21 protein-coding genes are annotated in these 23,319 nt (G+C 72.0%); 7 read left to right on the forward strand and 14 right to left on the reverse strand.

Translation table 11 applies throughout. From position 1 onward, the window contains the following. Positions 1 to 37: 37 nt before the first annotated feature. The 4 genes from HWD93_RS04560 to melA all read right to left on the reverse strand — a co-directional run bounded on the left by HWD93_RS04560 (position 38) and on the right by melA (position 4,715). Complete coding sequence (locus tag HWD93_RS04560) at positions 38 to 916, reverse strand: carbohydrate ABC transporter permease (protein ID WP_261646150.1); 879 nt, start codon at positions 914 to 916, stop codon at positions 38 to 40. Further along, positions 916 to 1,875 (reverse strand): carbohydrate ABC transporter permease, encoded by a 960-nt coding sequence (locus HWD93_RS04565; protein WP_261646151.1) that lies wholly within the window; start codon positions 1,873 to 1,875, stop codon positions 916 to 918. Before HWD93_RS04565 ends, HWD93_RS04560 begins: the two co-directional genes overlap by 1 nt. Then, positions 1,859 to 3,163: a sugar ABC transporter substrate-binding protein gene (locus HWD93_RS04570; protein ID WP_261646152.1), complete on the reverse strand. Its 1,305-nt coding sequence runs from the start codon at positions 3,161 to 3,163 to the stop codon at positions 1,859 to 1,861. Before HWD93_RS04570 ends, HWD93_RS04565 begins: the two co-directional genes overlap by 17 nt. A gap of 127 nt (positions 3,164 to 3,290) precedes the next feature. Beyond that, positions 3,291 to 4,715, reverse strand: a complete 1,425-nt coding sequence (gene melA / locus HWD93_RS04575) for an alpha-galactosidase (protein WP_261646153.1) — start codon at positions 4,713 to 4,715, stop codon at positions 3,291 to 3,293. 181 nt (positions 4,716 to 4,896) lie between these two features. Between melA and HWD93_RS04580 the strand changes: the two genes are divergently transcribed. Then, positions 4,897 to 5,721 (forward strand): helix-turn-helix domain-containing protein, encoded by an 825-nt coding sequence (locus HWD93_RS04580; protein ID WP_139199537.1) that lies wholly within the window; start codon positions 4,897 to 4,899, stop codon positions 5,719 to 5,721. Positions 5,722 to 5,841: 120 nt separating this feature from the next. On the opposite strand, the gene arr is transcribed toward HWD93_RS04580, so the two are convergent. From arr to HWD93_RS04595, 3 genes are read right to left on the reverse strand one after another with little or no spacing between them, the layout of a single operon-like run. Then, positions 5,842 to 6,252, reverse strand: a complete 411-nt coding sequence (gene arr, locus HWD93_RS04585) for an NAD(+)--rifampin ADP-ribosyltransferase (protein ID WP_071303645.1) — start codon at positions 6,250 to 6,252, stop codon at positions 5,842 to 5,844. 38 nt (positions 6,253 to 6,290) lie between these two features. Next, positions 6,291 to 7,514, reverse strand: coding sequence for an MFS transporter (locus tag HWD93_RS04590; RefSeq protein WP_071303644.1), 1,224 nt, complete (start codon positions 7,512 to 7,514; stop codon positions 6,291 to 6,293). Next, positions 7,511 to 8,047 carry a helix-turn-helix domain-containing protein gene (locus tag HWD93_RS04595; protein ID WP_083414121.1) on the reverse strand — a complete coding sequence of 179 codons (537 nt, stop codon included), beginning with the start codon at positions 8,045 to 8,047 and terminating at the stop codon, positions 7,511 to 7,513. The genes HWD93_RS04590 and HWD93_RS04595 overlap by 4 nt, the downstream gene beginning before the upstream one ends. A gap of 155 nt (positions 8,048 to 8,202) precedes the next feature. On the opposite strand from HWD93_RS04595, the gene HWD93_RS04600 reads away from it, so the two are divergent. The 3 genes from HWD93_RS04600 (at position 8,203) to HWD93_RS04610 (ending at position 10,515) form a co-directional block, all read left to right on the forward strand. After that, complete coding sequence (locus HWD93_RS04600; protein WP_071303698.1) at positions 8,203 to 9,120, forward strand: ABC transporter ATP-binding protein; 918 nt, start codon at positions 8,203 to 8,205, stop codon at positions 9,118 to 9,120. Continuing rightward, a complete protein-coding gene (locus HWD93_RS04605; RefSeq protein ID WP_261646154.1) occupies positions 9,117 to 9,962 on the forward strand; it encodes an ABC transporter permease in 846 nt (281 codons plus the stop codon). The genes HWD93_RS04600 and HWD93_RS04605 overlap by 4 nt, the downstream gene beginning before the upstream one ends. A gap of 70 nt (positions 9,963 to 10,032) precedes the next feature. Continuing rightward, entirely contained in the window at positions 10,033 to 10,515 is a 483-nt protein-coding gene (locus HWD93_RS04610; protein WP_071303642.1) for a hypothetical protein, read from the forward strand. Here the strand turns inward: HWD93_RS04610 and HWD93_RS04615 are convergent, their stop codons facing one another. Then, positions 10,516 to 11,118, reverse strand: coding sequence for a dihydrofolate reductase family protein (locus HWD93_RS04615; protein ID WP_261646155.1), 603 nt, complete (start codon positions 11,116 to 11,118; stop codon positions 10,516 to 10,518). An 89-nt stretch (positions 11,119 to 11,207) separates the two neighbouring features. Here HWD93_RS04615 and HWD93_RS04620 point away from each other — a divergent pair, with 89 nt between their 5' ends. Then, a complete protein-coding gene (locus tag HWD93_RS04620; protein WP_261646156.1) occupies positions 11,208 to 13,088 on the forward strand; it encodes a family 43 glycosylhydrolase in 1,881 nt (626 codons plus the stop codon). Between the two features lie 76 nt (positions 13,089 to 13,164). Further along, positions 13,165 to 14,553, forward strand: coding sequence for a GAF domain-containing serine/threonine-protein kinase (locus HWD93_RS04625; RefSeq protein WP_261646157.1), 1,389 nt, complete (start codon positions 13,165 to 13,167; stop codon positions 14,551 to 14,553). Positions 14,554 to 14,566: 13 nt separating this feature from the next. Here the strand turns inward: HWD93_RS04625 and HWD93_RS04630 are convergent, their stop codons facing one another. From HWD93_RS04630 to HWD93_RS04655, 6 genes are all read right to left on the reverse strand, one after another. After that, positions 14,567 to 15,052, reverse strand: a complete 486-nt coding sequence (locus HWD93_RS04630) for a tetratricopeptide repeat protein (protein ID WP_261646158.1) — start codon at positions 15,050 to 15,052, stop codon at positions 14,567 to 14,569. Continuing rightward, on the reverse strand, positions 15,049 to 17,046 hold the full coding sequence (locus HWD93_RS04635; RefSeq protein ID WP_261646159.1) for a DUF6807 family protein: 1,998 nt from the start codon (positions 17,044 to 17,046) through the stop codon (positions 15,049 to 15,051). Before HWD93_RS04635 ends, HWD93_RS04630 begins: the two co-directional genes overlap by 4 nt. Beyond that, entirely contained in the window at positions 17,043 to 18,734 is a 1,692-nt protein-coding gene (locus HWD93_RS04640) for a hypothetical protein (RefSeq protein ID WP_261646160.1), read from the reverse strand. Before HWD93_RS04640 ends, HWD93_RS04635 begins: the two co-directional genes overlap by 4 nt. After that, the gene (locus HWD93_RS04645; protein WP_261646161.1) at positions 18,734 to 19,648 is read right to left on the reverse strand and encodes a carbohydrate ABC transporter permease; all 915 of its coding nucleotides are present in this window, start codon (positions 19,646 to 19,648) and stop codon (positions 18,734 to 18,736) included. The genes HWD93_RS04640 and HWD93_RS04645 overlap by 1 nt, the downstream gene beginning before the upstream one ends. Beyond that, on the reverse strand, positions 19,645 to 20,619 hold the full coding sequence (locus HWD93_RS04650; protein WP_217637366.1) for a carbohydrate ABC transporter permease: 975 nt from the start codon (positions 20,617 to 20,619) through the stop codon (positions 19,645 to 19,647). Before HWD93_RS04650 ends, HWD93_RS04645 begins: the two co-directional genes overlap by 4 nt. A 97-nt stretch (positions 20,620 to 20,716) precedes the next feature. Next, positions 20,717 to 22,000: an extracellular solute-binding protein gene (locus tag HWD93_RS04655; protein WP_071295471.1), complete on the reverse strand. Its 1,284-nt coding sequence runs from the start codon at positions 21,998 to 22,000 to the stop codon at positions 20,717 to 20,719. Between the two features lie 248 nt (positions 22,001 to 22,248). Here HWD93_RS04655 and HWD93_RS04660 point away from each other — a divergent pair, with 248 nt between their 5' ends. Then, a complete protein-coding gene (locus HWD93_RS04660; protein WP_261646162.1) occupies positions 22,249 to 23,289 on the forward strand; it encodes a LacI family DNA-binding transcriptional regulator in 1,041 nt (346 codons plus the stop codon). Positions 23,290 to 23,319: the final 30 nt, after the last annotated feature.

The raw sequence follows: 23,319 nt of genomic DNA on the forward strand, positions 1-23,319 counted from the left end.
CTGCCGTCCCGACCGGGTACGCCCGCGCGCCCGCGGCCTACTTGATCCCCGTCGAGGCGATGCCCTGCACGAACTGCCGCTGGAACGCCAGGAAGACCACGAGCAGCGGCAGCACCGTCACGGTGGCGATCGCCATCACGGCACCCCACGGCGAACTGAACGCCGGGTTGTTCGTCAGCGTCGACAGCGCGACCGGCACGGTGAGGTTCTCGTTGCCCTGCAGCACGACGAGCGGCCAGAGGAAGTCGTTCCACCGCGTCATGAACCCGAGGATCACGAGCACCCCGACGAGGGGACCGCAGGTCGGCAGCACGACCCGGAAGAACGTCTGGAACTCGCCGGCGCCGTCGAGCCGCGCGGCCTCCATCAGTGCGTCCGGCACCCCGAGCATGAACTGCCGGGCGATGAAGATCCCGACCACGTCGAAGACCGTCGGCAGGATGACCGCCCAGGGGGAGTCGACGAGCCCGATCTTCGCGACGACGAGGAAGCTCGGCACGAGGGTGACCTGGATCGGGATCATGATCGTGACGAGGAACGCCGAGTAGAGCAGCCCCCGCCCGACGAACCGGAACTTCGCCAGGGCGTACCCGGCCATCAGCGAGACGACGACGCTCAGCGCGGTGCCGACACTGGTGATGAGCGCGGAGTTCCCGAGCCACCGCCAGACCGGCTGCGTGCTGAACACCTGCGTGTAGTTCTCGAAGGTGGGCCGGGTCGGGAAGAGCGAGAACGTGCCGCTCTGCGACTGGCCGCCAGGGGTGAGCGCGGAGACGACCATCCAGTACAGCGGGAAGACCATCAGGATCGCCAGCGCGGTGAGTCCGGCGACGAGCACCCAGCGGCCCGGGCGCGGCTTCCGCCGCCCGGCGGTCGGACGGGAGGCGCGGGTCGAGCCCGCAACGGACAGCGCCATCAGATGGCCTCCTCTGCCTTCTTGTTGGCCCGCTGCCGGAGCAGCGTGAACACGAGCAGGATCGCGACGAGCACCAGCCCGAGTGCCGCGGCGTACCCCATCCGCGCGTCGATGAACGCGGACCGGAACACGTACTGGATGAGCACCGTGGTGGAGAAGCCGGGGCCGCCGCCGGTCATCACGTAGATGACGTCGAACGCCTGCAGCGAGAACACCACGTTGAGGATGAGCAGGATCGACGTCGTCGGGCGCAGGAGCGGCCACGTGATCGTCCGGAACCGCACCCACCGCGAGGCGCCGTCGATCGCGGCTGCCTCCTTGAGCTCGGCGGGCACGGACTGCAGCGCACCGAGGTAGATCACCATGCAGAACCCGATCCGGGTCCACACGACGACGATCACCAGGGTCGCCATCGCCCAGCCGGGCGCGGTCAGCCAGGGCACGCGGCCGAGACCGAGCGCCTCGAGCAGGTTGTTCACCACGCCGTAGTCACCGTTGAAGATCCACGACATGATGACGCCGACCACGACGCCGGCGGCGACCATCGGCACGAAGAAGAGCGCACGGAACACCGAACGCCCGGGCAGCGGTCGGTTGAGCGCCACCGCCAGGGCGAGGCCGATCGCCATCGCGGTCGGGACGGTCCCGATCGTGAAGACGAGCGTGTTCCGCAGCGCCGTCCCGATCAACGGGTCGGAGCCCATGTCGACGAAGTTCTTCCCGCCGACCCAGGTGCCGTCGCCGAGCGAGGTTCTCGAGTCCTGGAAGCTCAGGGCGATCGCGGTCACGATCGGGATGAGCGAGAAGCCGAGGAACAGCAGCGCCGCGGGGCCGACGAACACCCAGGGGACGAACCGGCCCTGGCGTCGTCGTGCGGCACCACCGACGGGGAGCCCACCGGTCGGCGGGGCGGTCGACGCCGTGGTCCGGACCGGCGCGGTCTCAGTTCGCAGTGACACTGCGCATCGCCTCCATCATCTGGCTCGAGGCCTCCTTCGGGCTGAGCTGCCCGAGCAGGCACAGGTCGAGGTAGTCGGCGAACACCGCGTTGAGCGACGAGAAGTACTGCCCGCTCTCGGCCTTCACCATCGACAGCGGGATGGTCGACCCCTGGTCGATGAACCGCTGCATGGTGTCCGAGTTCGCGGCGTACCCGATGTCCGCCGCGTCGAGGGACTCGCGGGCGGGCAGCCAGTTGCCGTCGTGGCAGAACTGCTGCATCTTCGGCCGCGAGGTGATCATCGCGACGAGTTCGGCCGCGAGCTCGGGGTGCTTGCTCGACTTCGTGACGGCGAGGGCGTTGCCGCCGAGGTCACTCGCCTCACCGACGTTCCGGATCATCGGCGCCGTGCCCCAGTTGTCCCGCATGTCGGTGTCGAGCTGCACGATCGACTCCGGGTTGTTGAGCATCATGCCGATCTGCCCGGTCAGGAACAGGTTGCGGGAGACGTCCCCGCCGCCGCTCTTCGACAGGTTGCCGGTGGTGGCGAGGCCGTCGGCGTACCACTTGCGTCCGAACGCCAGGGCGTCGATCGCCTCGGGGGTGTCCATCGAGGGGGTGGCACCGTCCTCGCCGAGGAACGCACCCCCGTTCTGGTAGACGAACGGCAGCCACCGGTAGGCGGTCTCCGGCGCGGACCAGCCGTACCCGAACGCGTACTTGCCGGTGACCTGCTTGACCTCCTTCGCGACGTCGAGGAACTCGTCCCACGTCCACGCGTCCGCGAGGCGCTCCGGCGGGGTGACCCCGATCCGGTCCATGACCTCGCGGTTGTAGTAGGTGATGAAGTTGTCGGTGTGCTGGAAGACGCCGTACACACCGTCGTCCCGGGCACCGATCGCCCAGAACGGCGTGCTGTAGTCCTGCTGGTAGTCCTTCGGGATCGAGCCGGAGATGTCGACGAGGCTGCCGTTCGCTGCGTACCGGCCGATCTGCTGCGGGGTGATCCGGATGACGTCGGGCGCGAGGTCCGCGGCGAGCCGGGTGATGAACCACTGGTGGAACTGGCCCGTGGTGACCTCGACGGCGACGCTGGTGCCGGGGTGCGCCGCGACGAACTCGTCGGCGATCCGCTGGTAGCTCGTGATGTCGGACGGGATGTTCCAGGTCGACAAGCGGATGTGCTTCGTGCCGCCGTGGGCAGCGGTGCCCTGGCCGGCGCAGGCGGCGAGTGCGCCGGCCATCGAGATGCCGGCCAGCGCGAGGAACCCGCGTCGGGCCAGCTGGGTGGGTGGTCGGGTCGGCATGGTCCTCTCCTTCGAGGTCGTGGTGCCGTGGTGGTCCAGGAGGCGCGGTGCGCGTCCCGGGGTCCGGGTGCGTCCGTGACGGGGCCGGGTCGCGCGGTGGACCCGGCCCCGTCGGCGGACGGGGCGGTCAGACGAGGGCGGGTCGCGCCTCCTGGACGGCACCCTGCTCGGCCGGTGCCGCGGTCGCCGGACGCAGCGACTCCGGGAGCAGCGCGGCGTGCGCGTGCAGCAGCTCGTCGGTCATCTCGGCGATCCGGTCGAGCGTGAGGTGCGCCGCGGTGAGGGGGTCGAGCGCGACCGCGTGGTGGACGTGCTCGACGCTGCCGGTCAGCGCCGCGCGGACCGCCAGCGTCTGCACGTTCGTGTTCGTCCGGTTGATCGCCGCGAGCTGCGGGGGGAGTTCGCCGAACGAGATCGGGGTGACCCCGTTGCCGTCAGCCAGGCAGGCGACCTCGACGCAGGCGTCCGACGGCAGGTTGGCGATCACGCCGGTGCGGTTCGGGACGTTGCCGTAGACCACCGCGGGGACGCCGGTGACGATCGCGTTGACGATGCTCGCGCCGTACTCGACCGACGGGGAGAGGTCGGCCTTGAGCTTCTCGAGCTGCTGGTCGACGTCGCCCTGCTCGTCGTGGGCGAGGCAGATCTCGTAGTAGTCCCAGCGCTCCGGGATGTACTCGAGCACCGTCTCCGGGTCCTTGCGGAAGTACGGCACGTACTCGCTCGCGTGGTGGCTCGACTCGGTCTCGAAGTACCCGAACGACCGCATCAGCTGCGTGCGGACCTGCTCGTTGCCGCCCTCGTAGTTGCTCGCCGCCGCAGCCGCCTCGCTGTGGTCGCCGTCGTCGTCGTGCAGGTCGGCCGCCGCGACGCCGCGCCGGTGCTTCGCGGTCATCACCTCGCGGAGGCGCGGGTACAGGTCCTCGCCGTTCCGCCGTTTGAACTCGAGGATCCAGGCCTGGTGGTTGATGCCGGCGCTGACGTACTCGACCTCGTCGTACGGCACGTCGAGGGTCCGGGCGAGCATGCGCGTGGTGCCCTGCACGCTGTGGCAGAGGCCGACCGTGCGCAGGCCCTTCGCGTTGAGGAACGCCGTGGCCATCGCCATCGGGTTCGCGTAGTTGATGAACTGGGCGTCCGGGCAGAGCTCGAGCGCGTCGCGGGCGATGTCCTCGTAGGCGCGCACGGAGCGCAGGAAGCGGAACACGCCGCCGGGTCCCACGGTGTCGCCGACGGCCTGGTCGATGCCGTACTTCCGGGGGATCTCCACGTCCCACCTGTACGACTCCACGCCGCCGACCTGGAACGTGATGATGACGACGTCCGCGCCGGCGAGGGCCTCGCGGCGGTCGGTGGTCTCGAGGACCTCGGTGCCGAGGCCGTGGTGGGCGACGAGCTCGCGGGCAGCGCTCGCGGTGCGGGCGACCCTGCGCGCGTCGAGGTCCATGAGGTGCAGCGTCGCGCCCTGCAGTGCGGGGAAGGAGACGAGGTCGCCGATGAGGCGGAACGGGAAGACGAAGCCGCCGGCGCCGATGATGGTGATCTTGGTCATGCAACGACGGTAGGAAGCGGGGGCGGGTGCGGGCCTCCGGCTTCGGACGGCGGGGTTCCAGGATCCTCGGATGGGCGCGCTCGGGTCGCTGTCGGGCCCGGGGTCGCTGTCGGGCCCGGAGGTCGCTGTCGGGCCCGGAGGTCGCTGTCGGGCCGGCGGGTCGCTGTCGTAGGCTCGCGGTGTGCTCGACGTGGAGACGATGGAAGCGGCGTACTGGAGCCACCGTGGCCCGGCGCCGCTCATGCCGTCGTCCCACCGGCACGACGACCTCGAGATCAACCTCGTGCTCGACGGGCACCTCGACTACCGCTTCGGCGGCGCCCCGGTCAGCGTGCACGCCGGCGAGATCGCGCTCTTCTGGGGCTGGACCCCGCACCAGCTCGTCGGCGACGGGACGGGGACCGGGGAGTTCCGATGGGTGCACATCCCGCTCGGCGAGGTGCTCGCGTGGGGGCTGCCCGACCACGACCTCGGCGCGATGCTGCTCAACCGGCCGGTCGTCGTGCCGACCGAGGCCGCCGGTCGTGACGTCGAGTCGATGCTCGGCTCGTGGCAGCGGGACTTCGCGGACGAGGGCGCCGAGACCATCGCGAACCTCGAGGCCCAGGCGCTCGTCCGACGGCTGCTGCGGCACCACCGGGACGCCGTCGACCTCCGCCCGGGCGGCGGGCACGGCACCGCGGACGCCATGCACCGGGTGATCGACATGGTGCGGTTCGTGGTCGACCGGTTCCGTGAGCCGATCGAGGTGGCCGACGTGGCCGCGGCGGCGCACCTGCACCCGCACTACGCGATGTCGGTGTTCCGGCAGGACGTCGGGACGACCATCCTCGAGTACCTCACCCGGTGCCGGGTCGCCGAGGCGCAGCGGTTGCTCGCGACGACCTCGATGACGACGTCGGAGATCGCGCACGCAGCGGGGTTCGGGTCGCAGTCGAGCTTCTACGCGCACTTCACCCGCGCGTGCGGTGGGCCGCCGGGGGAGTACCGGGCGCGGTCGCGCTGACGGCCTCCGCCGGGCGGGCGCGGGTTTTCGCGCTGACCGACACTTCACGCGGTCGCGCTCCCGTGAACTGTCGCGCAGCGCGAAATCCCGTCCGGGGCGCCGGCCGGTCGGGCGCGGCGGTCAGTTGATGATCTCGCCCCGCTCGTCCGCGCGCAGCGCCGCCAGCCGATCGCGCCACGCCTGGAGTGCCTCCGGCGTCAACCGCGGCCAGCCCGTCACCTCGCCGGTGATCCGGAGCGGCGCCGTGCTGCGGTAGGAGCGCGTCGGGTTGCCCGGGAACTTCTTGTCCGTCACGTTCGGGTCGTCCTCGAACGCTCCGGTCGGCTCGACCTCGTACACACGGGGGAGTCCGTTGCCCGCCGCCAGCTCGGCCGCGAGCCCGGCGCCGTCCCGGAGCGCGGTGAAGTACACGTGGTTCATCACGACCTCGGGCCGGTAGTTCGAGCGGAACCCGGCGATCAGCAGGTCGCCGACGTGCAGGTCCGCCTTGGTCCCGTGGAAGAACGGCCCGTCGTCCAGTGCGTCGCTCACGGCGTCAGGCTAGCCCCGGCGCCGGCTGCGGCGGCACGTCAGGCAGCGGTGACCTCGACGCGCCGGACGCTCCGGGTCGACGCGGCGACGGCGGTGGCCAGCACGATCACGACCGCGCACCCGACGAGCGTCGCCGGGGTGCCGACCACCCCCGCGAGGGGTCCGACGAGCGCCTCGCCGAGCGGCACGGCGACGAACGACCCGACCATGTCGTACGAGTACACCCGCGAGAGCAGCTCCCGCGGCACGTTCGTCTGCAGCGCGTGGTCCCAGGCGATGGAGAACAGTTCGAGGGCGGTGCCGCCGAGCAGGAACGCGACGAGGAGCACGGGGAGCGTCGGCACGAGTCCGAGCGCGGCTGCGGGCAGCGCGGTCACCGCCATCGTCGCGACGCCGATGCCGAGCGCTCGCCGGGGCTGCCACCGCAGCGCCACGACCGCACCGAGCGCGAGCCCGACGGTCTGCGCGGACACCACGAGTCCCCAGGCAGCCCGACCGAAGGACCCGTCGGCCACCACCGGGCCGAGCACGGTCGTCGCACCGACGAAAGCGGCGTTCAGGACGGTGAACTGCGCCACCACGGTCCAGACCCACCGGCGCCGGGTGAACTCCGCCCAGCCGTCCCGGAGGTCGGCGAGCACGGACGTCGGCTCGGCGTCGGCGTCCCGCGCGGGTCTCAGCAGTCGGATCCGCGTGAAGAGCAGCGCGGCGAGCGCGAACCCCGCCGCGTCGATCGCCAGCCCCCAGCCGGCACCGACGACGGCGACGACCGCCGCACCCGCCGACGCACCGACGATGGTGCCGCCGTTCAGCGCGAGCCGGATCACCGCGTTGGCAGGACGGAGTTCCGTCGCCGGGACGGTCTCCGGCACCATGGCCGCGGTCGTCGGCAGGCTCACCGCGGCGACCGCGCCGTTCAGGATGCTCAACAGGACGAGCAGCGGGACGGTGGCGCTGCCGGTCAGGACGAGCGCGGCGATCATCGCCTGGGTGGCCGCGGCCGCGAGCGACGTGACCACGAGCAGCACGTCACGGGGCAGCCGGTCGGCCAGCACGCCGCCGAAGAGCAGGACGGCGACGTTCGCCACCGACCGCGCCGCCACCACGAGACCGAGGTCGACGGGGGAGCCGGTCAGGTCGAGGACCGCGAACGCGAGGGCGATGGGTGCGACCGCGTTCCCGACGATGCTCACCGTCCGGGCGGTGACGAGCCACCGGAACGGGGCGTGCCGCAGCGGCCCGGTGCCCCTCGGCGTCCTCACGGTCGCCGCAGCGGGAACATCGAGACCGTCATCGAGACCGGCACCGTTCCCGGGGTCCGCGGCGGTCGGGCCGCGGCGTGCAGGAGCGCGGCCGCGTCGCCGACGTGCTGCACCACGCGGCGCCACGTCTCCGGTCCGACCCAGAGCTCGGCGTCGGTCGAGGTCGACGGACCGGTCGTGCGGTCGTCGGTGCGCCGGAGGAGCTCCTGGACCAGGGCCTCGACGTAGACACGCTGGTCGTCCGCGGGGAGGACCTCCGGAGCAGCACTCCCGTCGCCGTCGTCGAGGCGGAACCGCCGAGCCGACGACTCGTGCCGGTACCGCTTCGCGTCACCGCCCCGGAGCCGCACGGTCTCGACGACCCGCACGAGTCCAGCGCGTTCGAGCACCCGCAGGTGGTAGCTCGCCGCGGCCTGGGAGACGCCGAGCTCTCGACCGGCCTCGGCAGCGCTCATCGCCGCACCCGTGACGAGCGACAGCAGCCGCAGGCGGACGGGGTGCGCGGTCGCCCGGAGGCTCTCGATGGTGGACACGGAAGCCATCGTGGTCGGCCCCGGCGCGACCGTCAAACGGGTCTTTGGGGGTCGGGCGCCGAGCCGAGGTCGCGACGGGGTCCCCCGAGCGGTCCACCCCATCTCCCCCTCAGGGTGGACGCGGCCGACTCCCAGGTCCCCGTAGCGTGGCCGCCGTGATCGAAGTCGAGCACCTCACCAAACAGTACGGTCCGAAGACCGCCGTCGACGACGTCTCGTTTGTCGTGCGGCCGGGCAGCGTGACCGGCTTCCTCGGGCCGAACGGCGCCGGGAAGTCCACCACGATGCGCATGATCATGGGGCTCGACCGCCCCACGGCCGGGCGGGCGACCGTGAACGGGCAGCCGTACACGTCCTTCCGCGACCCGCTCCGGCAGGTCGGGGCGCTCCTCGAGGCCAAGGCCGTCCACCAGGGCCGCAGCGCCTACAACCACCTCCTCTCGCTCGCGGCGACCCACGGGATCCCGAAGTCCCGCGTGCACGAGGTCATCGACATGACCGGCCTCGACTCCGTCGCGAAGAAGCGCGTCGGCGGGTTCTCGCTCGGCATGGGGCAGCGACTCGGCATCGCCGCGGCACTGCTCGGCGACCCGAAGACCCTCATCCTCGACGAGCCGGTCAACGGCCTCGACCCGGACGGCGTGCTCTGGGTGCGGCAGCTCGCCCGCCGCATGGCCGCCGACGGTCGCACCGTGTTCCTGTCCAGCCACCTCATGAGCGAGATGGCACAGACGGCCGACCGCGTCGTCGTCCTCGGCCGTGGCCGGGTCCTCGCCGACGCCCCCATCCAGGAGTTCGTCGCCGCGGGCGGCGGCACCGGCGGCAGCCGCGTCGTCGTCCGGACGCCGGCTCCCGACCAGCTGTTCCAGGCGATCGGCCCGAACGCGTCCGTGACCCCGCGCGAGGACGGCACCTTCATGGTGGTCGGCCCGGACGCCACCACGGTCGGGAACATCGCCGCACAGGTCGGCGTCCCGCTGCACGAGCTCACACCCGTGGGCGCCAGCCTGGAAGAGGCCTACATGGCGCTCACCCGCGACGACGTCGAGTACCGATCGGAGGGCACCCGATGACCGCCACGACCCTGCCGCCCACGAACCTGCCGCCCACGATCGGGCTCGGCTTCGGCCGGCTCGTCCGCAGCGAGTGGATCAAGCTCCGCAGCATCCGCTCCACGATCTGGTGCCTGGCGATCCTCGTCGTGGTCACGATCGCGATGGCAGTCCTCATCGGCAACGCCCTCGACGTCGGCACGCCCGTCGCCCAGGACTCCGCGAACGGCACCCTCGTGACGATCAACACCGCCAGCGTCTCCCTGACGGCACTCGTCGTCGCGGTGCTCGGCGTGCTCATCATCACGGGGGAGTACGGCACCGGTCAGGTCCGCTCGACCTTCACCGCCGACCCCCGCCGGACGGGTGTGATCCTCGCGAAGGCCTCGGTCCTCGCGGTCACCACCTTCGTCGTCAGCGCGGTGTCGATCTGGATCGGGGTGTTCGCCTCGGCGGCGCTGCAGGCGGGCAAGGGCGTGCACGCCGACCTCGCCGATCCGTCGGTGTTCATGCCGCTGCTCGGCGCCTCGGTGTACGTCACGCTGCTCGCCCTGCTCGCGTACGGCATCGGACTCCTCGTCCGGTCGAGCGCCGGCGGGATCGCGATCACGCTCGGGCTCCTGCTCGTCGTCCCGATCGTGCTGTCGCTCATCGCGAGCGTGCTGCAGGCGCAGTGGCTCCTCGACGTCACGAAGTTCCTGCCCGACCAGGCCGGGATGCAGCTGTTCACCTACTCGGCCGGCGACGCCGCGCCGCAGGAGGGCATCGTCCTGAACGGCTGGGGCGGCTTCGGCGTGCTCGCGGCCGAGGTGGCCGTGGTGGGCGCACTCGCACTCGTGGTGGCACGCCGACGCGACGTCTGACGCCACCATCCCCCGGACTGGAGGCGCGGTGCCAGCTGGCGCCGCGCCTCCCGTTCCGTAGGCTCGCACCGTGCACCGCCCCCACCTCCTCGTCCCGCCGCTCGCCGTCCTGCTCCTGCTGGCCGGCTGCACGGCGACGCCGACGGTCGACGAGGAGGCGCTCGCCGACTGGCGGAGCGCACAGGAGGCGGCGACGGAGACCGACCCGGACGTCCTCGGCGTGCTGACCGCGGACATCCAACCCGGCGACGAGGACCCGTCCGAGGTCGGGACCGGCGTCACGCTGCGGTTCCCGGCCGCGAAGGCGATCGACCACCTCGAGTTCTCGTGCTTCGGCAACGGGCACATGCGGGGGATCGTCCGCATCGAGTCCCGGGGCGGATCCGGCGACTTCACCGTCGACCCCGTGGCCTGCCGGGACAGCCCGAACCCGATCCGCCTGACGCGGCTCGCGAGCACGGACGTCGACTCCGTCGCGTTCAACGGCTTCGACAGCGACCGGTCGAGCGCGTGGCGGCTGGTCATCGTCGGGACGGCACCGTCCGCCGGCTGATCAGCGCCGGAGGTCGTACCGGTGCAGCGTCACCCCGTTGTCCCACCGCTGCTGCTCGAGCAGGTCGAGGACCAACGGCGGTCGCGCACCCGACGGCGGCGGGTCGAACAGCGGACGCCCACGCCCGAGGACGGCCGGGTGCGTGAAGACCATCAGCTCGTCGAGGAGTCCGGCGTCGAGCAGCTGCGTCGCGATGCTCGGACCGCCGACACCGACGTCGCCCTCGGACTCGGCGCGGAGGCGGGCGAGCTCGTCGATCGCGTCCTCGTCGCGGCCGATGATCCGCGTGTTGTGGTCCGCCGCCGTCCGCGACCGGGAGACCAGGACCTTCGGCTGCTCGGTCCAGATCTCGCCGTACTCGCGCATGTACGCGGGCAGGGACTCGTCGGTGCGGGCGTCGGGCCAGAACGGGTCCATCATGTCGTGGACGATGCGGCCCTCGACGGACAGCGTCATCGCCCGGGCGCGGCGGTTGAACTCGCGGTGCACGGTCTCGTCGATCCGGATCCACTCCGGTCCCTCGACGCCGCTGTGCTCACCGGCCTCGGTCTCGACGAAGCCGTCGAGCGAGGCGTTGATCCAGTACACGAACCGTGCGGGCATCTCGCGACTCCTTCGTCGGACGGGCCGGTGGGCGTGAGCGTACGCTCGCGCTCGTCCGCACGCTCCTCGACGACGAGAGCAGGTCCATCGTGCGCCGGTCACTCAGAGCAGTCCTCGCGATCGCGACGGTCGCGGGACTCGCGACCACGTTCCTCCAGGTCGGTACCGGCGGTGCGCCCGCCGTCGCCGCGGAGACCACGTCCGCACGGGGCGGTGCCGCGCCGACCCACCAGAACCCGATGACGCTCACGCTGCCGGACGGCCAGACCGCGGCGAGCTGCGCCGACCCGACCGTCGTGCGCGGGGTGGGACGCGACCGGAACTGGTACCTCTACTGCACGACCGACGCCCTCACGGCGACGGAGCAGAACCCGGACGGGTCGCTCGTGCAGCACGGGGTCCCGACGTACCGGTCCACCGACCTGACGCACTGGACGTACGTCGACGACGCCTTCCCCACGAAGCCGGCCTGGGTGGGCGACGCGAACGGCATCTGGGCGCCGGACGTCGTGTACCGCGCCGGGACGCACGGGCGTCCGGGCACGTGGTACCTCTACTACGCGGCGTCGGACACCCCCAGCCGCACGGCACCGACCGGCGGCGGGTCGGCCGTCGGCGTCGCGACGAGCCCGGGCCCGACCGGACCGTGGACGGACTCCGGCGGACCCGTGGTGGCACCGCAGGCGGCACCGAACGGCACCGGGCAGCGGTGGGAGTTCGACCCCGAGGTCATCACCGACCGCGGGAGCACGTACCTGTACTTCGGCAGCTACTTCGGCGGGGTGAACGTCCGCCGGCTGAGCACCGACGGCCTGCGGTCGATCCCCTCGACCGAGCGGCAGATCGCGATCGACAACCGCTACGAGGGCACGTACCTGATGCGGCACGACGGCTGGTGGTACTTCATGGGGTCCGCCACGAACTGCTGCAACGGCGCCCTGACCGGGTACGGCGTGTTCGTCGCCCGGTCGCGCAGCCCGCTCGGCCCGTTCACCGACCAGGACGGCGTGCGGATCACGAGCACCCGGGTGGGCGGCACGCCCCTGCTCGCCCAGAACGGCAACCGCTGGGTCGGCACCGGGCACAACACGGTCGTCACCGACCTCACCGGGCAGGACTGGATCGTCTACCACGCCGTCGACCGGGACGACCCGTACTACGCGGGCCAGGGCACCTACACGAAGCGTCCCGTGCTCATCGACCCGCTCGACTGGGTGCACGGCTGGCCCCAGGTCCGCGGCGGCGCCGGCCCCTCGGACGGCGTGCAACCGGGGCCGGTGGCACAGCCCGGTCAACGGCCGACGTACCGCGCCACCGCTGCACCGGTCGACGTGCCCGGTCGGACGATCCGTGCGCTGTCCACCGACTTCGACGGGACGACCCTGCCGCCGGCGCTCCGCTGGACCCGTGAGCCCGATGCCTCCGCGTGGACGGTCGCCGGGGGCGCCTTCCGGTGGCGGACGCAGGACGCCGACATCCACCCGCCGCAGACACCGCTCGCCTCGGTCCTGTCCGAACCGGCTCCCCGGGGCGACTGGGTGGCCGAGACCACCGTCGCGGTCGACACCCCGGCGACCGGCGACGGCGTGAACTACGTGCAGGGCGGGCTCATCGTGTACGGGAGCGACAGCGACTACGTGCGCCTGACCTCGAACTCGATCTTCGACACCCGGCAGACGGAGTTCGGCAAGCAGGTCTCCGGGCAACCGGCCGGTGCCCCGACCTACGGGAACATGGTCGTCGGGCCGGTCGGGGACACCACCACGCTGCGGATCGTGCACCGGTTCGTGGCCGGAGAGCACCGCTACACCGCGTACACCAGCGTCGACGGACGGCACTTCGTGCGCGGCGGGACGTGGACGGCGGACCTCGGGACCGAGCCGCGGATCGGGCTGATCTCACTCGGCGGTGCGGGCTTCACGAGCACGTTCGACGACCTGCGGGTGAGCACGGTGGCGACGGGCCGCTGAGCGCGTCGACCGAACACGATCCCCGCCGGGATGCGAAGATGCATCGTTGCCTGCCGGAACCGGGAACGAGGGTCAGATGAGTCCGACCGAGGACACCGCGTCCACGGCCCCACTGCTCGACGGGCGGTACCGGCTCGAACACGCCATCGGCCAGGGCGGCATGTCCGTCGTGTACCGCGGGGTCGACGAGAGCCTCCACCGGCCCGTCGCCGTGAAGGTGTTCCACGCCGGCACCGTCGACGTCGCCCGGCAGGAGGCCGAGCTCGGCGTCCTGGCGTCCCTCGAGCACCACAACCTCGTGAGTCTGCTCGACACCGGCGTCGTCACCGGCCACGACGGCACCCGCCAGCGGTACCTCGTGATGGCGCTGGTCGCCGGGCAGGACCTCGAGGACCGGCTCTCCGTCGGCCCGCTCGCCTCTCGCCACATCGCCGAGATCGGCTACGACATGGCCGAGGCGCTGCACTACATCCACAGCCACGGTGTCGTGCACCGCGACATCAAGCCGTCGAACATCCTGCTCGTCGACTACGGCAACGACTCCGACCGCGCACGCGCCCGGCTGACCGACTTCGGCATCGCGCTCGCCGCCGGTGTCGAGCGGCTGACGGCCGACGGCGTGACCACCGGGACCGCCGCCTACCTCAGCCCCGAGCAGGCGCGGGGCGGCGAGGTCGGTCCGCCGAGCGACGTCTACTCGCTCGGGCTCGTGCTGCTGCAGTGCTTCACCCGCCGTCGGGAGTTCCCGGGGTCGCTCGTCGAGTCCGCGGTCGCGCGGTTGTCCCGCGACCCGGTGCTGCCCGAGCCGCTGCCCGAGCCCTGGAAGGCCCTGCTCCGGGCGATGACCGCGCAGGACCCGGCAGCGCGCCCGGCCGGCGCCGATCTCGTGACCATGCTGCGCGACGTCGTCATCGCGGAGACCACCGCCGCCGACCACGTCGTCGAGACGACGTCCGCGGCCCAGCCGGCAGGCGACGCCGACCGTGCCCGCCCGGCGACGCTCGACAGCCTGCCCGAGCAGGCGCTGCAGCGTACGACGGCGATGGCCGCGAGACTGTTCGACGCCCCGATCGCCCTGGTCGAGGTGCTCGACGAGGACCGTGCCTGGTCGCAGTCGTACATCGCCCCCGGCGTCGACGACGCGGCGCGCCACATCAACTTCCGCAACGGGTTCGCCCCCGTGCCGGTGCCCGTCGTGATCCCGGACGGCCAGACGCACCCCGAGATGCAGCACAGCCCGCTCGTCACCGGCCCGCTCGGCATCCGGTTCTACGTCAGCGTCCCGCTGGTGAAGCACGACGGCACCCCGATCGGCACGCTCGCGGTGCTCGACACGAAGCCGCGCCGGACGACCGGGGCGGACCTCGCGAACCTGCACGACCTCGCCGCGCTCGCCGTCACCCAGCTCGAGATCCGTCAGGAGTCGCTCCGCACGACGAGCGACGCGCTGCCGCTGGCACCCTGACGGGTGGTCGTGATCAGGAGTCGGTGAGGGCTGCTGCGTAGGCCCGGACCGACCGGTGGTACCGGGGGAGCGTCGGCTCCACCGCCTCGATCGCGACCCGGAGCGCCTCGTCGTGGCGACCGGCACTGTGCAGCGCGAGTGCGAGGAACACCTTCGGCGCTGCGCCGGTCGCCGGGTGCTCGGGGGCGTCGCGGAGCATCGTGATCGCCTCGTCGACCCGGCCGAGGTTGCGGAGCGTCGAGGCGTGCTGGACGACCATCTGCGCCGCCCTCGTCGGGTCCACGGTGTCGAGCCCGGCTGCCGTCGCGGCCGCGTAATGGACGTCGGCCTCGGCTTCGTGGCCGCCGGAGTCGTTCGCCCCGCCGAGCTCGAACGCGCCCAGCGCCGGGTGGGGTGCGGCGTCGGCGAGGACCCGCATGCGGTCGATGCGCTCCTGGTCGTCGATGGTGTTGTCGGCCCAGAGTGCGGCGACGCGGGCTTCCCAGTCCTCGGTGCTCATCCCACCAGCGTATTGGCGGACCGGTCCGGGCCGTGCTCGCCCGGGCCGTGCTCGCCCGGGCCGTGCCGGACCGGGCCGTCCGAGACCGTCGCCCGGAACGACCGGACGAGGGGCACCCCCGGGTGCACGAGCGTCGGGGTGCGCCAGGCGAGCGCCGAGCCGACCGCGGGGTACTCGGCGGCGCGGACGAACCACGGGTCGTCGTGGTCGAGGGCCTCGAACCGGATCGTGGCGCCGACGCCCTCGAACACGGCCGACCACTCGACCCACGGCGCGACCGATCCGTGCACCGCGTCCTCGCCGCTGGCCGTCGCCGTCCGGACCGCGATGTCGGCGCACGGCGGGAAGCGCCAGGTGAAGCCGCCGTACCCGGCCCCGACCCGACCGTTGCTGCCCGGGCCGCCGAGTCGGACGACCGCGTCCCCGGGCACGCGGAACGACGACGACCACGTGAGCTCCCACCCGGTGTCGACCGCCCGCCAGGCGAGGGCCCGGTCCTCGTGCAGGGCGACGTGGCCGTCGGGACCGCGCCAGACGACCTCCTGCCGCAGGGAGGGGCCGTGGTGCTCGGCGTGCACGACCGTGGCGCTGCCGTGGTCGTCGCGCCAGACGTAGCCCTCGCCGCGGACGTACGTCCGCCCGCCCCAGCAGTTCACGCCGTCGAGGTCGGGGATCGCGAACCCGACGCCGCAGTGCCAGTCGTGGTCCGGCGGGTGGTGGGCGCTCACGACCGTGCCGCCGAGGGTCCGCACCGGGTGCAGGTACGGGCGGGGCGACGACGTCGGGATCGTCCCCGCGCCGTCGAGGACCGATGCGACCGCGACGCCGTCGACGACGAGCTCGTCGAGCACCTCGTCGCGGTCCGCGTGCGCCCAGGGTGCGCCGACCTCGGAGAACAGTGCGCCCTGGTCCGCCGCGCGGTCGACGACCGCCTCGACGTCCGTGACGAGCGGCCGACGCGCGGGCCCCTGACCGTCCCACGTCACCCACGGGTGGTCGATCTGTACCGGTTCGGTCGCCCGCACGGCTTCGAGCACCTCGACGAACGCGCCGGTCGACGCGAGCGGCACGAGCAGCGCGTCGCCGCGGGACCGGTGGGCGAGCAGGTTCTCGAGCAGGTCGGTGCGCCCGAGTCCGTGGGTCACCCCGTCGATCGTGACCTCGTCGGTCGTGTACCCGAGGACCGCGCTCCCGGTCGTGCCGCGGACCCGCACGCTCGGGAGGACCTCGGTCGGCCCGCACAGGGTGAGCGCCGCGGTCGCCTCGCGTCCGGCGGTCGTCGTGACCCGGACGGCCGAGGTGTCGTCGCCCTCGATCGCGTTCGCCCGGTACAGCTCGACCTCGACGCGCGCCACCTCGTCGGCTCGACGGCAGCCGACGAGCGCGAGGGCGGTCGCCACGGCGTGGGCGAGCGGGTTCGTGACGACGCCGTCGAGGACGTCGACCCCGTCCACCCGGCGACGGCCGGCCCAGGCGGAGCGGTCCCAGTACGCCTGGTCGCGCGTCCAGGTGCCGACGGCCGCGGCGGACCGGACGGTCCCGACGAGCGACCCGTCACGGAGTGCGGGCAACGCGTGCGACCCGAGGCTCTGGAACCCCACCTGGACCACGCGCCCGCTGCGTCGTTCGGCGTCGAGCAGGGTCGCCAGGTCCCCGCGCGTCGTGACCGGCGGCTTCTCGAGGAGGACGTCGGCGCCGCTCTCGAGGGCGGCGAGGGCGAGGGGGAGGTGCGCGGCGATCGGGGCCGCGACCACGACGACGTCGACCGGGCCGGTCGCGCGGGCTGCGGCGACGTCGTGGACGACCGGCACGCCGCCGTCCTCGTCGGCGTCGAGGGTCGGGTCGACGACGGCCGTCAGCGTGCAGACACCGAGGCCGACGAGCCGGTCGATGGTCGCCCGGTGGTGCAGGCCGTAGCCGCGCGCGCCGACGAGGACGATGCCGGGAGGCGCGGTGCGGCTCGGGTCTGCGGCCGCCGGTCGCTCCGTGGTCACGACCCCACCGACGGGGTCCCGATCACGACACGGGTCCGGCCCGGCGCGCGTCCGGTGACGTGGACGTGCGAGCCCGTCGGCCGGTCCGTCCCGCCGAGGAACGCGTAGTCCTGACCGGGCGCGTAGAACGCCGGTTGCCCGGGGCCGGAGCCGTTGCCCGGCCCGAACGTCACGGTGTCGGTGCCGACGCGGTACGAAGCGGTCCCGGTGACGAGGACGCGTTCGGCGGTGGCGGCATCGGTGCTCACACGGGAGAACGTACCCCCGTCGCGGAACGTCAGCTGGAGCGACCACGGGACGTCGGCCCCGGCGGTCTCGATGTCGAGCGTGACCGCGTCGGCCGTCAGGGCGACGTCGATCGTCGTCGTGAGCGCCACCTCGTCGGCGGTCCGGCTGCCGAACGCCATCGACGCGGAGAACCGCCCCTCGTCGCCGAGCGCGTAGTCACCGTCGGCCAGCCGGTGCTCCGGTGCGAGCGGCTGGTGGTAGCCGGCCGACACGCGTTCGGTCAGCCGGAACCGGCCGGCGCCGAGGTCCTCGAGCCCCGTCGGGCGGAACGGGCCGAGGCCGAAGAACTCCCGCGAGAGCCGGACGTCGGTGAGGACGACGGCGCCGGCGAGTACCCGCAGGAACGTCGGGCTGTTCGCGAGCCCGGAGCGGACGTGTCCTGCCGCCGGGACGTCCGAGCCGGCGAAGAGCACGACGTCGCGGTCGGCCTCGCGGACGTGGACGAGCCGTGCCGCCCGGAACGTCGAGGTGCCCCGGGGGAGCGGTGCGCCCGCCGGCAGCGGCCGCTCGAGCACCGGGTCGGTCATCGCCCGTGCGGCCACCGCGCCGGGCTGCCAGGTGTCGGCGACTGCCGCCCGGGCGGCGACGGCGGCGAGGTCGGCTCGGCCGTCGAGCACCGCGACGTGCCAGAGCAGGGGTGCGAACGGTCCGATGCCGAACGGCTGCGACTGGTCCTGCCGTCGGGACTGCACGGTCTCGACGGTGTCGTCGGGCAGGAGCAGCGCGAGTGTCGCGTCGAGCGAGCGGCGCACCGGGTCGAGCAGCTCGGGCCGCCCCAGCACCGACGCCAGCACGAGGAAGGACGGGCACGAGACCGCCGCGGCGTAGTTCGGGCTGCGCTCGGACCACAGGCCGTCGGCGTCGATGTCCGGTCCCTCGGCGAGCCACTCGTCGATCCGCTCGACGAGGGCCGGGTCGGGGTGGAGCCGGTGGACGCGGGCGAGTGCGGCCGCGATCTCCCACCGGTGGTTCGGGGTGTGCACGCCACCCGTCAGCAACGCCGGGGTCGCGCGGTGCACGATCTCGTCGAGGTCGTCGGCCAGCGCCGCGGCCGTCGGCACGGTCGCACGGTACGGCGCGAGGAGCTCGAGGGCGTCGCACACGTCGTTGACCGTGAACGCGGAGTCGGGTGGGGAGAGCACGTTGTCGCCTCCGACGAACGTGCCGCCGGTGGACTGCCTGGTGGCGAGGTGCCGGACCCAGCCGTGCGCGGTGGCGAGGTCGTCGTCGGTGGGGCGAGCCGCGCCTCCCGTCCGCTCGTTCCGGACCCACGCTCCGACCAGGGTGAGGGCGCGCGCCATGAGTTCGCGGTGCTGCAGCGTCTCCGGGGCGTCGGTGGCCTGCCGGAGCCGGGCCGCGTCGGCGTCGGCCGCGGTGCCGGCGAGGTCGAGGAAGCCCATCAGTCCTTGAGGCCCGCGTTGAGGTCCGCGCCGTTCACGTACTTCTGGAAGACCAGGTAGATGAGGACGAGCGGGATGATCGAGATCACCGAGGCGCCGAGCAGGACCGTCCAGTTGACGTTCTCCGCGCCGACGATGCTCTGCAGCGCGATCTGGATCGTGAACTGGTGCGGGTCGTTGAGGACGAGCAGTGGCCAGATGTAGTCGTTCCACCGCCACTGGAACGAGAAGATCGCGAGCGTCAGCATGATCGGGCGGGAGATCGGCAGCATGATCCGCCAGAAGATCCCGAACTCGCTCGCGCCGTCGATGCGGGCGGCCTCGACGAGGTCGTCCGGCACGGTGAGGAAGAACTGCCGGAACATGAAGATGCCGGTCGCGGTGATCACCGACGGCACGATGATGCCGGCGAGCGAGTCGTACATGCCGAGGTCGCGGATCACGATGAACGTCGGCGCGAGGATGACCTCGGTCGGGAGCATCGTCGTCGCGAGGATGCAGACGAAGAAGACCTTGAGCCACTTGTTGTCGTACTTCGCCAGCGCGTACCCCGTCGCCGCGCTCGCCAGCACGGTGAGGACGGTGGTGACCAGCGCGACGATGACGGTGTTGCCGAAGTAGCGGGCGAAGTCGTAGCTCGCCCAGGCCTCCGTGAAGCCGCCGACCGACCACGTCTTCGGGAACAGGGTGAGCGGGTAGGAGAACAGCTCGCCGCCGGGCTTGAACGCGCTCAGGACGAACCAGAGCACGGGGAAGCCGAACGCGATGATGAAGACCCAGAGCAGGGCGGTGGCGGCGATGGCCCTGGGGCGGGGCGGGCCGTCGAGGCGCTTGGTCCTGGTCGTGTTCCTGGTGGTCCCCGACGTGACGTCGGTCGCGGGTGCGCCGGAGGCGCTGGGCAGGGTGGCGGTCATCGGCGGGCCTCCGTCCGACGGTTCACGGCCAGCTGGATGAGCGCGATGGCCATGAGGATGAGCATGAGGACCATCGACGCCGCGCTCGCGTAGCCGATGTGGGCGTTCTGGAACCCGTTCGTGTAGATGTACTGCACGAGCAGGTTGTTGTCGGTGCCGGGACCGCCGCCGTTGAGTGCCTGGATCGTCGCGAACTCCTTGAAGGCGCCGAGCGACGACAGCAGGACCACGATGAACGACGTCGGTGCGATGCTCGGCAGCGTGATGTAGCGGAACTGGTGCCAGGCGCCGGCGCCGTCGAGGGACGCCGCCTCGTAGTAGGACTGCGGCACGTTCCGGATCGCGGCCACGAACAGCAGCATGTTGAAGGCGGCTCCGGCCCACGCGGTGGCGAACACCACGACGAGCAGCGACAGGTCCGCGTTCGACTGCCACGGGACGGCCTTGCCGCCGAAGGACTCGATGACGAAGTTCGCGAGCCCGAAGTTCTCGCCGAACATCCACCGCCAGATGACGCCGGTGACGATCGGCGAGATGAGCCACGGCACGAAGAAGACGATGCGGGCGACGCTCCGGCCCTTCGCCGCGGGGCTCGTGAGCATGAGCGCCATCGACAGGGAGAGCACGAAGCCGAGCGGCACCGCCACGATCGCGTAGAGGAACGTCCGGAGGAGCGCCGCGTAGAAGGTGTCGTCGGCGAACAGCTCGAAGTAGTTCTCGAGCCCGATGAACTTCGGGGCGACGACACCGTTGTAGTCGGTGAACGAGTAGCCGAGGCCGATGACCGCGGGCCACACGAAGAACACCACGAACAGCACCGCGTTGACGCTGACGAAGAGGATCGGGGCGAGGACGGGCTTGCTGACGCCGGAGCGGCGGCGCTTGGTGGTCCTCGCGGCGCCGGGCCGGCGGGGCGGCACCGGGGTGGGCACGGCGGTCTGCACGTCGCCGGCTGCGGTGGGGATGCTCACGATGATCCTCTTCGTTCGTCGCGGTGTTGCTGGTTCTTCGCGGTGTTGCTCGGGGGGACGGCGTCGGGGTCGGGTGCGTGCACCCGACCCCGGTCCGTCATCCGACGTGCTCTTCGTAGTACTTCGTGATCGTCTCGAGGGTCTTCTTGGCCGACTGCTGCCCGTTGATGAGCTTGCCGACCTCGGCGGTGGTGGGGTCGGTGCCGAGTTCCTTGCCCTCGACCGCCCACTTCGCGCTCTCCTTGGCGTAGGAGCTCGAGATCGGGTCCGCCGCGTCGATCTCCTTCTGGTAGAGCGCGAAGGAGTCCTTGGCGGCCTGCGACTCGAACGGGTAGCTGATGTCCAGCCCGGACTCCACCGGCAGGAAGCCGTTCGTCGTCACGAGCTTGGCGTAGTTCGTCGGCTCGTACATGTAGTCGATGAACTTCTTCGCCGCGGTCCCGCGGGCGTCCGAGTTCTCGAAGCCGACGATGTTGCCGCCGTAGTTGATCTCGGTGGCGTGCGTCGGGTCGGCCGGGGTCGCGGCGCTGGCCCAGTCGAAGTCGGTGATGTTCGACGCGAAGTCCGACGACTGCCAGACGCCCGAGAAGTAGGCGACGACCTGGCCGCTCTTGAACAGGGCGTTCGGGTCCTGCCCGCTCGTCCACACCGACTTCGGCATCGTGGAGTCGTCGTTCATGTCGGCGAAGTCCTGCAGCGCCGAGACGGTCTTCGAGTCGGTCGGGAACGAGCCGTCCTTCTCCTGCTGCATGAAGTCGGTGCCCTTGGTGAACATGTAGGCGCGCAGGCGGGACGGCGAGGAGTCGAACACCAGGTCGTACTTCGCGCCGGTCTTCGCCTTCACCTGGTCGGCGGCCTGCAGGAACTCGTCCCAGGTCCAGGCCTTCGCGGGGTCCGTCGGGTAGGCGATGCCGGCCTTGTCGAACAGCGACTTGTTCACGAACAGGCCCGCCGCGGTGACGTCGGACGGGATCGAGGTGACCTTGCCGTCGTCGTCCTTCGCGATGATGTCCTTGTCGATCTTGTTCGCGTCGTCGTCCACGATCGAGGCCAGGTCGACGGTCTTGCCGGTCCAGATCGGGTCGATGCCCGCGGCTCGCACGACGTCGGGCAGCGAGTTCGCCTGCGCCGACTCGCGGAGCTTCGTCTGCAGCCCGTCGTACGGCAGGTTCACGATCTTGACCGTGACGCCGGTCTTCTTCTCGTAGTCGGTCGCGAGGTCCTGGTAGCCCTTCTCCTGCGCCGTCGACGTGGAGAGCCAGAAGGTCAGCTGGTCGACCTTGCCGCCGTCGCCGGAACCGCTGCCGGAGGCGCAGCCGCTCAGGAGCGCCAGTGCGGCGATGCCGCCGGCGAGCGCGAGCATCTTCTTGGATGACTTCATCGTCACTGCTTTCGTTCGGGACCACTGGCGTCTGCCGTGGGCGAGCGTTCGGGGTGTCTCGGCCGAGGAGACAAGGTCTACACGACGCCCGGTAATTCTGGCAAGCGCTTTCCTGCAGAATGTTTGGACATTGTGACGTGACGGCTCGATCCGTCGCCGCGGCTCCGCCCCGGCGGGCGGGAAATCGCTATCCTCGCCACAGACAGCCCTCGCCACACAGCGCGGAGCCGACGGACTGGAGGCGCGACATGCCCGAACGGAGCTCGGTCACCCTGGCCGACGTGGCTGCGCGGGCAGGCGTCTCGCTCGCGACCGCGTCGCGCGCGCTCAACGGCAGCGTGCGGAAGGTCCGGCAGGAGTCGGTCGACCGCGTCCACGCCGCGGCCCAGGAGCTCCGGTACACCGCCAACGTGCAGGCCCAGGCGGTCGCCCGCGGGACCACCACGACGCTCGCGCTCGTCGTGGGCGACATCGCCGATCCGTACTTCGCGGCCATCGCCGCCGGGGCCATCCGCGCCGCCGACGACGCCGGGCTCGTCGTCACGATCACGTCGACGGGAGGGGACCCGTCGCGCGAGGCGGCCGTCCTCGGCGTCGTCGCGGGGCTCCGGCCGCGGGCCGTGGTGCTCGCGGTGAGCCGTCGCCTCGGTGGTGGCGCCGAGCTGGCGTCGGCCGTCTCCGGACTCGTCGCGGCCGGCGCGGGGGTGTCGGCGCTCGTGTCCGACCTCGACGGCGCCGTGGCAGGCGTGTCGGGAGTGCAACCACTCGTGATCCGGAACCTCAGCGGTGCTGCGGCGCTCGCCGGCGGCCTGGTGGAACAGGGGCACGACTCGTTCGCGGTGCTCGCCGGGGATCCGTCGCTCGCCACCGCGCACGCGCGCTACGAGGGCTTCGTCGCGGGCCTCGCCGCCCACGGGATCCGGGTGCCCGACGACGCCGTGGTGCCGTCAGAGTTCACGCGGGACGGCGGGTACCGGGCGATGGTGTCGCTGCTCGACCGGGCTGCGGCGGGCTCGGGGGTGTTGCCGCGGTGCGTGTTCGCGGTCACGGACCTCATGGCGGTGGGGGCGGTCGCGGCGATCCGGGAGCGCGGGCTCGTCCCGGGGGTGGACGTCGGGGTCGCGGGGTTCGACGACGTGCGGATGCTCGCCGACGTCGTGCCGGCGCTGAGCACGGTGCGGTTGCCCCTCGAGGAGATCGGGGAGCGGGCGGTGCGGCGGGCCCTCGGGCTCGAGGCGGACGGCGCCATCGACGGCGAGGTCGTGCTGCGCGCGAGCACGGCGCGCTAGCGGGCCGGGCGCGCCGAGCCCGTCCCGTCG

It is taken from the genome of Curtobacterium sp. C2H10 (assembly GCF_025407985.1).
GTDB lineage: Bacteria > Actinomycetota > Actinomycetes > Actinomycetales > Microbacteriaceae > Curtobacterium.